Source organism: Paludibaculum fermentans (assembly GCF_015277775.1).
GTDB classification, from domain to species: domain Bacteria; phylum Acidobacteriota; class Terriglobia; order Bryobacterales; family Bryobacteraceae; genus Paludibaculum; species Paludibaculum fermentans.
In genome coordinates, this window is sequence record NZ_CP063849.1 from 7,796,008 (window position 1) to 7,807,998 (window position 11,991).

At 63.1% G+C, this 11,991-nt stretch carries 8 protein-coding genes; 5 read left to right on the forward strand and 3 right to left on the reverse strand.

Annotated features, from left to right (window positions below):
* Positions 1-75 precede the first annotated feature (75 nt).
* Complete coding sequence (locus IRI77_RS30930) at positions 76-978, forward strand: polyphosphate kinase 2 family protein (RefSeq protein WP_194448814.1); 903 nt, start codon at positions 76-78, stop codon at positions 976-978.
* Positions 979-982: 4 nt separating this feature from the next.
* On the opposite strand, the gene IRI77_RS30935 is transcribed toward IRI77_RS30930, so the two are convergent.
* Positions 983-2,779, reverse strand: coding sequence for a glycoside hydrolase family 2 protein (locus tag IRI77_RS30935; RefSeq protein WP_194448815.1), 1,797 nt, complete (start codon positions 2,777-2,779; stop codon positions 983-985).
* 3 nt (positions 2,780-2,782) lie between these two features.
* On the opposite strand from IRI77_RS30935, the gene IRI77_RS30940 reads away from it, so the two are divergent.
* Together IRI77_RS30940 and IRI77_RS30945 are read left to right on the forward strand one after the other, a co-directional pair.
* Positions 2,783-3,715 (forward strand): polysaccharide deacetylase family protein, encoded by a 933-nt coding sequence (locus IRI77_RS30940; protein WP_194448816.1) that lies wholly within the window; start codon positions 2,783-2,785, stop codon positions 3,713-3,715.
* Positions 3,716-3,773: 58 nt separating this feature from the next.
* Positions 3,774-4,886 carry a hypothetical protein gene (locus tag IRI77_RS30945; RefSeq protein ID WP_194448817.1) on the forward strand — a complete coding sequence of 371 codons (1,113 nt, stop codon included), beginning with the start codon at positions 3,774-3,776 and terminating at the stop codon, positions 4,884-4,886.
* Positions 4,887-4,895: 9 nt separating this feature from the next.
* On the opposite strand, the gene IRI77_RS30950 is transcribed toward IRI77_RS30945, so the two are convergent.
* A complete protein-coding gene (locus IRI77_RS30950) occupies positions 4,896-6,986 on the reverse strand; it encodes a VWA domain-containing protein (protein ID WP_194448818.1) in 2,091 nt (696 codons plus the stop codon).
* 2 nt (positions 6,987-6,988) lie between these two features.
* A complete protein-coding gene (locus IRI77_RS30955) occupies positions 6,989-10,369 on the reverse strand; it encodes an outer membrane beta-barrel protein (protein WP_194448819.1) in 3,381 nt (1,126 codons plus the stop codon).
* A 140-nt stretch (positions 10,370-10,509) separates the two neighbouring features.
* Here IRI77_RS30955 and IRI77_RS38505 point away from each other — a divergent pair, with 140 nt between their 5' ends.
* Both IRI77_RS38505 and IRI77_RS30965 read left to right on the forward strand, forming a co-directional pair.
* Positions 10,510-11,163: a lytic transglycosylase domain-containing protein gene (locus tag IRI77_RS38505; protein WP_323745242.1), complete on the forward strand. Its 654-nt coding sequence runs from the start codon at positions 10,510-10,512 to the stop codon at positions 11,161-11,163.
* 20 nt (positions 11,164-11,183) lie between these two features.
* Complete coding sequence (locus IRI77_RS30965) at positions 11,184-11,987, forward strand: alpha/beta hydrolase (protein ID WP_194448820.1); 804 nt, start codon at positions 11,184-11,186, stop codon at positions 11,985-11,987.
* The last annotated feature ends 4 nt before the right edge of the window (positions 11,988-11,991 follow it).

The following is an 11,991-nucleotide window of genomic DNA, read 5'->3' on the forward strand; positions in this document are numbered from 1 at the left end:
ACTCCTTCCGCCCCATCTCCGATACTCATCAGCAGCGGGCCCACCAGCCCGCTTCACTTTTTTGGAGGAAGCCGAATGAAGAAGCAGGAGGGTGGCAGGATCGACAGTTTCGTGGACAGGATGATCGTCCCGCCCGGCCGGAAGAGGCTGTCCGTCACCAAGGATTTCGATGCTGCCTGGAAGCCGAAATCCATGGACAAGAAGCAGGCAACGGCTGCCCTGGAGGAGGGTATCCGGCTGCTGGTCGAGTTCCAGGACAAACTCTATGCGCAGGATAACTATGCGTTGCTGGTCATCTTCCAGGCCATGGATGCCGCCGGCAAGGACGGCGTCATCAAGCATGTGATGAGCGGCCTGAATCCGCAAGGCTGCCAGGTGTACAGCTTCAAAGCGCCGTCCACTGAGGAACTGGATCACGACTACCTCTGGCGCTGCTACAAGGCCCTGCCCGAGCGCGGCCGCATCGGCATCTTCAATCGCTCGTACTACGAGGAGGTGCTCATCACCAAGGTGCATCCCTCCATCATCGAGAGCCAGAAGCTTCCGCCTCACCTCAAGGACAAGAAGATCTTCCAGCGCCGCTACCGCGAGATCAACAACTTCGAAGAGTACCTGCACAACAACGGCATCGTGGTCCTTAAGTTCTTCCTGAACGTCTCACGCGACGAGCAGAAGAAACGCTTCCTCGAGCGCATCGACCGCGAAGAGAAGAACTGGAAGTTCTCCGCCGCCGACGCCAAGGAGCGCGGCCACTGGGATGAGTACATGCAGGCCTACGAAGACTGCCTGGTTGCCACCAGCACCAAAGAAGCGCCGTGGTATGTCATTCCGGCTGACAACAAATGGGTCTCCCGGCTCGCCGTGGCGCGCATCATCTACCAGACCCTGAAGGGCCTGAAGCTGCACTACCCCACGGTGTCGGAGCCCCAGAAGCAGGCGCTGGCCGAAGCCAAACGCATGCTGGAGGGCGAAAACTAGCGCGCTACCTCAGCCGGTCGTTCATCTTCTTCAGCTCTTTCACGTCGAACTTGGGCTTGCGGTCGTAGGTCATCAGGCCGTTGATCTCCTGCTCCACATCGGTGATCTGCGTGTAGCAGATGCCGATGATCGGGCTCTGGGCGATGGCGTCGAACTGCCCGCTCAGACGGTTCAGCGCGGCTTCCGGCGTCTTCTCGACGCCCGAGTAGCCCCATGCCTCGTCCGGCACCTTGGAGCCTGGAAGGATGTACGCAATTCCGCCAAACTCGCTCAGGTATAGGGGCGACCCGTTGTACACATTGCCCGGAGCCAGGTAATTCACCCCATGCGGCGGCAGCGCCGCACCTGGCTTCACCTCCACCTTCGCCCAGCGAGCCTTCAAGTCACCATAGTTCGCCGTATAGTCGTGCACCGCGAACAGGTCTGTCGCCTCCGTGTGCTGCCAGCCTTCGTTGTCGATCACCAGCCGCGAGGGATCCATCGATTTCGTCATGTGGTACAGCGCCCGCAGGTGGCTCTGCTGCCGCGGGTCCGTCACATCCGGAACACCCCAACTCTCGTTCAGCGGCGCCCAGATGATGACGGACGGGTGGTTGATGTCCCGCTCCACCGCTTCCAGCCACTCCTTCTGGAACCGCTGCACGTACTGCTCATCGAACAGGTACGCGTTGGCCATTTCGTCCGACACCAGGAAGCCCATCTTGTCGGCCCAATACAGAAAGCGCGGATCCTCCAGCTTCTGGTGCTTGCGTGCCCCGTTGAAACCCATCTCCTTGGTCATCCGGATGTCGTACTGGATCGCCTCGTCGGACGGCGGCGTCAACAGGCTCTCCGGCCAGTAGCCCTGGTCGAGGACGAATTTCAGGTACACCGGCCGCCCGTTGAGGGTCACCTTGCCGTTCTCGAGGGCGACTTTGCGGAAACCGAAGTAGCTCTGTACCGTGTCGACCACCGTGTCGCCCTTCTTCAACTGCAGCGTCACGTCATAGAGGTTCGGCCGCTCCACTGACCACAATCGCGGGCTCCGCACAAAGGCGCCCGCCGCCGCATACTTCCCGTCGGAAGCTGCGCCCGTGCCCGTGGCCACCACGGTTTCTCCGTTCTTTATCGTGTAGGACAGGGTCAAGCCCGGCTCAGGGTTCGCGATCCGCGTCTGGAAATCCACTGCGCCTGAGATGGACGCATCGGTCTTTAGCGAGTCAATCCGGCTGGCCCCCGTAGCCTCCAGCCACACGCTCTGCCAGATGCCGGAGGTCCGCGTATAGAAAATGCTGCGCGACTTTGGCTCCCAATACTGTTTGCCGCGTGGGATGGACCGGTCTGTAGGAGGATCCCAGGCGCGCACCGTAACTGTATTGGCGCCCGCCTTCAACAGCGGCGTGATCTCGAATTTGAACGGTGTGTTTCCGCCTTCGTGCGAGCCCGCGCTGCGCCCGTTCACCCACACTTCAGCCTGGTAGTCCACGGCGCCGAAGTTGAGCAGGACACTGCGCCCCTTCCACTCGCCGGGCACCGTGAAACTGCGCTGATACCAGACCACGGGGTGAAACGACGTGTCGCCGATCCCGCTCCGGCTGCTCTCAAAGCAGAAGGGAACCACAATCGACCTGGAGAATTTCCTGCCTGCCACGGCCCAGTCTTCCTGCAAGCCTTTGCCGGCGTCGTCGAACTCGAACGACCAGGTTCCGTTCAGGCTCTGCCAGGCGCCGCGCATAAACTGGGGTTGGGGATGTTCGGGCCGGGGGACCTGCTGAGCAAAAGCAAACGAGACGATAGAGACTAGTACTAGAGCCAAACGCATCCCATGATTCTATTTCTAATCGTGTTCCTGTGCCTGCCGCTTGCCGCTCAGGATGCCCCCAAGCGCAGCGTCGCCTTTACCTACGACGATCTGCCTAACGGTGGAGCACAGTTGCCGCTCGACCAGCTTACGGCCATGACCACGAAACTGGTCGACAGCTTGAGGCAGGCTAAAATCCCAGCCATCGGCTTCGTCAACGAAAGCAAGCTCGACGTGGAAGGCGAACGCCCCCAACGCATTGCCCTCCTGCAGCAATGGCTCAACGCCGGCTTCCCGTTGGGCAACCACACCTACTCCCACCCCGACATCAACAAAGTGCCCATGCTCAGTTACCAGGAGGACATCCTCAAAGGCGAGCAGGTGATCAGCGGGCTGATGAAGGAGCACGGCCAGACGCTTTCCTGGTTCCGCCACCCGTTCACCCACACCGGGAATACCGAGCAGGCCCGGGAGACCCTCGAAGGCTTCCTGCAGCGCAAGGGCTACCGCATCGCGCCCTTCACCGTCGAGACTTCCGACTACATGTTCGCGCTGATCTATCGCAATGCCCTGGAGAAGGGCGACCAGGCGGCCGCCACCCGCATCCGGACCGCTTATGTGGACTACACGGAGCGTATGTTTGGCTGGTTCGAGCGCCTCTCCCAGGACACGCTCGGCTACGAGCTGCCGCAGATCCTCCTCATCCACGCCAACCAACTGAATGCCGATGCACTGCCGGGCCTGACCGCCATGCTGGGCCGCCGGGGCTACTCCTTCGTCAGCCTGGAGAAGGCAATGAAGGATGAAGCCTACCGCCGGCGCGACGGGTATGTCGGCGACAGCGGTCCCTCGTGGCTGCACCGCTGGGCCATCGCGGCCAACAAGCCCAGCCGCCTGCGCGACGAGCCCGATCCTCCATCCTGGGTCGTCGAACTCTACCGGGAGCAGTCCAAGTGATCGCGCCCCCTCGTCACTCTCCACTTCATGCGTTCCGGCGGGAAGCCGCTATCCCCGGATGAGCCTGTCGTCCCATCCCGCGAAGACCGCCGCCTGGCTGACGCTCATCCTGAGCGTGGTCTATCTGGTGGCCGCACTGGTGCTCGTGCCGACCTTCAGTGCGACTCCTCAGCGCATCGCCATGAATGCCTCCCTGGCGGACAACATCGCGCCCCCGTCCCTCAGCCCTTCCTATCTGCTGTGGGGCGTCTGGCAGCGCTTTGACACGCTCTGGTACCGCCGTGTCGCCGAGCAGGGCTACGACATGCCGGCATCGACCGTGTTCTACCCCGCTTATCCCGCTGCGATCCGCGTCCTTGCCTGCGTGGGAATCCCCACCGATCTCGGCGCCGTGCTCGCCGCCCGCATCGCCACGTTCTTCCTGCTGTGGGGGCTGATCCAACTGCTGAAGCTGGATTTGGGCGATACCGAGGTGAAGCGCGCCCTCGCGCTGCTCCTGGTCTGGCCCATGAGCTTTGTCCTTTTCGGGGGCTATGCCGAGCCGCTGCTCATGTGCTTTACCATCTGGTCGATCTGGTTTGCGCGCAACGACCGGTGGTGGCTGGCCGCGCTCTTTGGCCTGCTTGCCTGCCTGTCGCGGGCCGTCGGGATGGTCGTCGTGGCGCCGCTGGTCTGGATCGCCTGGCGCCAGCGTCCTTTGCGGTATGCCCCGTTGCTGCTGGCCCTCAGCGGGCCGGTCCTCTTCCCCGTTTGGCTGCGTTGGAGTGGCCTGGGGCTGTCCGCCGCCGCGTATCCAAAATACTGGCACACCACCATGGCCTGGCCCTGGACGACGCTCGCGGATGCCTTCAGCTTCTCCGGCGGTGAGATCGCCTGGTTTGTGGGCATGAATGCCGCCGCGATGCTGCTCGCCTTCGGCGTGTCGCTGGTCCGGCCCATTCGCTGGGAATACTTCTGGTACGCGCTGGGGACGCTGTGCTTCATACTCACGGCAAACTCGAGGCCGCCGCTCCATAGCTATGTCCGCTACGCCTTGCCCGTCTTTCCCGCCTTCGCTTCCGCGGGCCGGTTGCTGCGCCTGCCTGCGCTGATGACCCTCGTTTGGGGCGTACTCGTGCTGGCCAACGCTCTGCTGCTGTATGCCTTCTGGGACTGGTTCTTCCTGGTCTGACCGGCGCGTCTACCGCGCCAGCACCACCAGTGAAGCCCGCGAGAACGAGAACTTCTGCCCAGCTTGATCCACCAGGTTGAGCTGCGCCGTGTACTCTCCGGGCGCCAGGCTGGTAAGCGGAATCTCCAGCAGTACGCCCGCCGTATTCATGCGGTTCGCCCGCAGGGCCGTCACCTGCACCGGCTGCGACTGCATCACCAGCTTCTTCTCCTGGTAGATCGTCACCGCCGCCGTCACGGCCGGTTTGTTGGCCGGTTCCGGAGCTGCCGGATCGTACATCTCCGCGTAGACATACATGCTCTGGCCTTTGCGAAAGACATGCGTGACGCTGGGCAGCAGCTTCTGGTTGTTGTCCACCAGCGGATGCGTATCCTGCTTCTTGAGCTTCTTGTCGGCCAGGCCCACGGCCTCGGTCACCGGGATACGCTGGCCGCTCCAGACCACACTCGACATCTTCATCCCGGTCTTGACGGAGGACAGATCAGGAATCTGGAACTTCGTCTCGAACGTGCCCATCTTGCCCGTCTGGTTCTCCCGCACCAGCATCTTGATGGTGTAGTCGCCCGGCAGCAGGGTGAAGCCCGTGTCGTACATCAGGCTGCGATTCGCGAGCTGCCCGGCGTTCTGGTCGCGCAACTGAATCTTGATCGCGTCGCGAACGTTGCCCATGATCGAGCCCTTGGCGTTCGTGATCTGCCCGATGAAGTCGAAAGTGGTCGTCTCCGCGCTGCCCTGTTTCTTCAGGGGAATCGCCGAGCCGGGAATCTTCACCGCCACCGGCACGAAGTAGCGTTCTTTCCCGATGCGGAACCAGTTCACTTCCAAAGCCAGGCGCAACTCCGTGACAGGATCGCCCAGCAACAGCGCATCGGAGAGCTGCTTCTCCTTGTCGTAGGTGCCGAAGCTCTTGAACTCCTTTTCGGCGAAGTAGCCCTTCCGGTAATCCAGCTTGGCCTGCTGGCGCATGGCGGAGGTCTGGGCAATCTTGACATCGACGCGCCGGAACTGGCCGTCGCGCCGTTCGTCGCTCGAGTAGTAGCCCAGGATGTAATAGCTCTGCAGGTCTTCCTGTGCCTGCTGGATGCCCATCACGAGTTCATTGTTGTCGAGTAGTGCCTTGCCGCCCGTATCGGAGGCCAGCATGGTGAGCGTGTCCTGCGAGTCGTACATCGACTGCCGCTGGCTGCTCTGGGTCTGGCCGGTATACAAGCCGGTGCCGCGCGCGCCGCCGCCACTGGAAGCCGAGCCGCCGGGAGGGTCCGCCGTCAATCCGCGCACATCAATCGGATAGAAGCTGACATTCGCGCGGACCGCCGAGTTCACCGTCGCCCGCAACTGCGCCTGGTTGTCGTCGCCCGTCCGGCTGATCCCGCTGGAGAAGTAAACGATCGCCTTCTTCTCCGGCAGGGCCCCCAGCGTCCGGGCCAGGTCGTCCAGCGCGGCCAGCTTCCTGTCGGTGTTGAAGATGTTGAATTCCGTGTCGTCGGCCGTATAGGCGGCCGTATCGTCGCTGTTGTCGACGTTCGTGGCGCCCACCGCGGCCAGTTCGCTCATCGAGCCGGTCTGGAACCGCTTGATCACCCGCATCAGGTCGTCCTTGTCGTCGGTGAACTCCTGCTCCACCTTCAACTTGGATCCAAAGCTGACGATCTCGACCAGATCGGCCGGGGTCATCTGCTCGCGCAGGAACTTCTCAGCGGCCGCCTTGGCGCGCACCTGGTCGGCCTCGGGCAACGAACTCCAGTCAAAGAACAGCACCAACAGGCGGCGGTCGCGGTAGCGTTGGCTGCCCGTCGGGGCCGCTGCGGGCGCCGCCGCTTTCGCGGCGGGTGTCTCGGGCCGCGCCTCCACCACGGTTTGCGCCTCGCGCGGCGGACCGCTCAATTCCTGGAAATCGAAAACGCTGATGGTCTGGGGCTTGCCGTTCTCCGTGACGACGAAGTCCTCGCGCTTCATGTTCTTCAGCGGCTTGCCGTCCTTGTCGCGGACAAAGACGGTCACAATCACCAGGTTGGACGAGGTCCGGAAGACCGGGGTCTCGTCCTGTTTCTGCGCAAGAAGCGCGGTGCAGGTGAGCAGGCTGATCAGTATGCGCTTCATGGCTAGAACCGGAGCCTCACTGTGAACTGTACGCTGCGCATTCCGCCTGCCGCCGTGGCCAGGCCATAGTTGGCTGCGTTCACCGTCGTTCCATAACTGGTGATGTTGACGTGGTTGAACAGATTTGTCGTCTCAAGGCGGCCTTCCAGCCGGTGGCGCGAGTTCTCACCCACCTGCCACGACCGGCCGAATGAGGCGTTCAGGTTGAACGATCCCGGTCCTGGAATGGTGTTCCTGGCGGCGTTGCCATACCGGTCACCCGGCGGTGTTGTGAAAGCAGCCGTATTGAAGTACCCCGTACCTGAGTCGATGGCAGCGCCCGTGGCGTCCGCTCGCGCGCTGCCCGTGGCGCCGCTGCCGCCCGCGTCGGCGACCGACCCCGAGACCTTCGCCGTCAGCGGACTGCCCGAACTCACCGCGACGTTGGAGCTGAGGGTCCAATCCTTCAGGACGTTCGATAGCAGATTGCGCTGCTTCATCCACATCCCGTTCGGTCCGAAGGGAGACGAGGCCTGCAGGTTGAAGGAGAGCTGATGCCGCTTGTCGAAGGCAGACAGCCCACGCTCGGCCCCCAGGTTGTTCTCGTCCTGCACCGTTGTGCTGCCCGAACCGCCAATCGTCGAGGCGTTGTCGATCGACTTCGAGAACGTGTACATGGCCGTCCACGCGATGCTGTGCCGCATTCTGCGCACCACGCGCAGTTGGCCCGAGTGGAAGATGGAATTGCCTTCCGGGCTGTCGTAAGTGAAGCCCACCGCGTAGGGGATGGGCCGCCGGTCTTCCGAGGTCAGCGGCGAGCCGGGCGCCGCCCGGTTCGGCAGGCGGGAGATCACCAGGCCGTTGCCTTTGGTTCCGACATAACCGAGTTCCATGACGAAGCCGTGAATCTCGTGCTGCACGGAACTGCTCCAGGTCTGTGCGTATGGAAGGCTGAAATTCGGATTCACCGCGTAGGAGTTCTTGATCGTCGTATCGGCCGGCCCCACGAAGGGATTGGTGATCAGCAAGGGGTTGTCTGTGCTGGTGTTGAATGTGGAACTGACGGCAAACGGCGGCTGGGCGACGAGCCGCGAGGAGAGGCGGCTGATCACCGAACTGTCGTAGAACAAACTGTACCCGGCTCGGATGATGGTGCGCTTCTTCTTGAATGGCCGGTAAGACAGGCCCACTCGCGGAGCAAAGTTGTTCCGGTCCGGCCGCACCAGGCCCGCCGGAATGGACCCGTTGCCGAAAGTGCTGCTGCTGCCCGGCGTCACTACGGCGGCGGCCGTAAAGCCAGCCGCGAGGTCGAGATTGGAAAGGCGGTTGTACTTCTCGGTGTTGGGTTCCCAATCGTCCCAGCGGAGTCCGAGATTCAGTGTGAAGTTCGGCTTGGCGCGCCATTCATCCTGGACGTAGACACCGTACTGGGAGGAGCGCAGGTAGGTGTCCGGAGTGCCGTAGCGGATGGTACTCTGCTGTGCGTAGCCCAGCAGGAAGTCGGCGAAGTCGTTGCCGGTGTTGGAGACCGGCAGGCCGGCCGAGGTCAGGGCGCTGGTAGCCAGGCCGCCGAAGAAAAGGGTGCCGCGGGCGTTGGAGTCGGCCAGGCTGTTCTGCTGGGTGCGCGTGAAATCAAATCCGGCCGACAGGGTATGGCTCTTGCGCACGAAGGTCCAACCGTCGCCGAAGACGAACGTGTTCACCGCCCGCCGCGAGCGGCTGCCGTCCGTCAGATCACCGTAATTCGTGAAGTTCAGGTTCGGCGGCCCGTAGTTGGCGGGATCCCGGGATGTTCCGGCGATGCCCAACTGCGACGCCACGTCCGTACCGTTGGCGAAGTAGGGAATCACCTCGTTGTAGTTGCGGTTGTACCGCACATGCAGGTTCTGGATCAGGGTCGGGGAGAACGAGCGCGACCAGCTCAGGTTGTTGTTCAACCCGCGTCCGCTGGACGGATCCCGCCAGCCGAAGAGCTGGACATTCTCGCCGGACCGCCGCTGCCAGTTGGTGTCGAACGCTAATCGGTCCTTTTTCGTCAAGGTCCGGTTGAGCCGGAAGCTCAGCGTGTCACTGGACTGCGGCTGTGTGGTGGTGTAGTGGTAGTTCTGCAGCGAACCGGTGTCGGTCGGCACCGGAATATAGGAAAGTAAGCCGTTGGAGACCGAACTGATTCGCGTCACCGGGATCTTGTTGCCCGGAAACGGTGATCCGGTCAGCGGATCGTAGATGGTCGAGGCCAGGCTGCTGAAGTCGCCGGTGCGGTAGGCCGTCAAGGGCTGCACGGAGTAGCTGTTATAGGCGTTGTCGCCCCGTGAGGCCGAGTAGTTCAGGAAGAAGAAGGTTTTGTCGGCGGGGAAGAACTTGCCCAGCTTCAAGGGGCCGCCCAGGGATACGCCAAAGCGCTCCTGGGTATAGCCTGGCTTCTCGACCGTCCTGCCGTTGAGCGCGTAGGGCGACGCATCCAGGGAGGCGTTGCGGAAGGTGAAGAACGCCCCGCCCCGGATCTGATCCCGCGTCCGGCGCGACCGGTTGCCGAAGCCTTCGGAGTTGGCCTGCCGCATGCGGTCCTGGAACTGTTTGCGCAACTTGTCCCGTTCTTCCTGGGTCATGTTGGCGAAATCGGGCCGCCCCGCGCCGCCCATCATGCCGGGTCCGCCGGGTCCGCCGGGTCCGCCGCCCGGGCCGCCCCGGCCGCCGAATCCTCCTCCACCGCCACCGCCAGGGAATCCGCCGCCTGCTCCACCGCCGCCGCGTCCGCCAAAGCCCCCGCCGCCGCCCATCGCGGCTCCACCGCCGCCGAAGCCGCCTTCCGCCCCGCCCTGCATGCCCGTGGCTGCGCCGCCCATCATGCCGCCTGGTCCGCCCTCGCCCATCATGCCGCCGGGACCGAAGGCCATCATGTTGGGATTGTCCTGCTGCTGCAATCCACGGCTGAGGGAGCCCTGCACGAGGAACGACTCGGAAGCTTCGCCTCCCTCGCCTCCGGCCGCCGCCTGCGGCGCCACGGCGGAGCTTTGCTCCATGGCTTGCGCTACCTGGGTTTCGGCTGTGTTCTCAGTGGCTTGTGTGCGCTGCCCGGGTCCGCCGGCAGCCATGGTCCCGCGGCCCATGCCCGCGGGCCGGTAGGGGCGGAGGGTCATCGCCAAATCCAGCGGCGCGGCCCGTTCCTCGACCTTTACCTCGCGGCGGAGCGGCTGGAAACCAAACTGCTGGACCTCGACGTTCAACGCACCAGCCGGCAGGTTTTCGAGCGTGAATCGTCCGGATTCATCGGTCACGGTGCTCCACGACTGCGTCCCCTGTTTTGCCGTGATGACGGCCCCAGGCAAGGGGGCTCCGCCCGACACGACGCGGCCACTCCAGGACGTCTGCGCATAGGCACAGCAACCGATGCCGAACAGCATGGCGCCGAAAATCAACCTGGAAATGGCTTGCACACCTGGGAAGACGCCGTACGGCGAGGCGAAGATTACAGACCGGGCCGGAAGGTATGTAAATGAATGTAAACCGTAATGTTTGTGCGAGAGTATCCGATATTCTCGTTGTGAGGCGAGTTCTTGCCACCTTCGCGTATGTGTGCCTGGCCGCTGCGGTTGGGCATGCACAGTCGCCACAGGAGGCGGCCATCGCCCGCCAGCGCGCCGCCATCGAGAAACAGAAGGAAGCGTTGGCCGGCACCTCCGGCGCGCTCACGAATCAGAAGCAATCCGTCGAGAAACAAAAGACTTCTATCGCTAAACAGCCCGCTTCCAAGTGGGAGCCGGTCACGGCTCCACCGCCCGATAGCTCGCCGGTGGCCTCCCTTGATTGCGCACCGATGGAAGAGAGCCAACTGGGTCCGATTGTGAGCAAGGCAGCGGAACAGAACTCGATTATGCCGGCGTTGCTACGCGCCGTAATTTCCCAGGAATCGGGTTCCAAACCCTGCGCGGTCAGCAGCGCGGGCGCCCAGGGCCTGATGCAGTTGATGCCTGACACCGCGGCCGGGTTCAATGTCGGCAACCCGTTCGATCCACAGGAGAACGTGTTTGCCGGCAGCAAGTTCCTGCGCGTCCTGCTCGACAAGTACAAAGGCGACGTGCCGATGGCGCTGGGCGCCTACAATGCCGGTCCGGCGCGGGTGGATGCGGCGGGCGGCATCCCTCCGATTCGCGAGACCCAGAACTACGTCAACAGCATCATGCGCAAGATCCAGTAGACACGCTAAACTCGCCGTGAATGCTGATTCCGATCCTTGCCTTTCAGCTTGTACAGGCTCCTTCGCCCATGGTCGAGAACACACGGGCCCACGAGCGCATCCAGCGTCACGACCTCGCTGGTGAGCGAATTGAGACGAAGTTGGGGTCTATCCTTTTGCCGGAGCACCCGGGCGGCCACAAGCTCCCTCTGGTGATCCATTTCCATGGGGAACCCTGGATTGCGGAGCAGTCGGTTCGCAAGTCGATGCCCAAAGCCGCGGTCCTGGCCGTCCAACTTGGTTCGGGTTCAAGAGTTTATGGAGACGGCGTGCGCGATCCGGAAGTGCTGCAGTCCGTCCTGAATGCGGTCCCGGGCCGGCAGTTCGACCCGGTCTATCTTTCCGGCTTCAGCGCGGGCTACGGGGCCATCCGCCAGGTCCTGCGGCAGCCGCGGAACGCGGCGCTGGTGGACGGGATTATCCTGCTGGACGGCCTGCACTCCGACTACGAGCCGCCCGCCGAGACGCGGCGCCCCCTGCCGGCGGATCTGGATGTGTTTCTTAAGTTTGCGAAGCAGGCGGAGGCCGAGCGGAAACGGATGCTGATCCTGCACTCCGAGGTCTTCCCGGGTACGTTTGCCAGCACCACGGAGACGACGGATTGGCTCATCGCCCAGCTTGGCCTGAAGCGGAAGGCCATCCTCCGTTGGGGTCCGCTGGGCATGCAGATTCTGAGTGAAACACACGCGGCCCATCTCAAGGTGCTGGGCTTCGCCGGCAACTCGGCACCCGATCACGTGGACTTCCTCCACGCCCTGGGCTGGGCTCTCAAACAGTTGAAATAGAGCG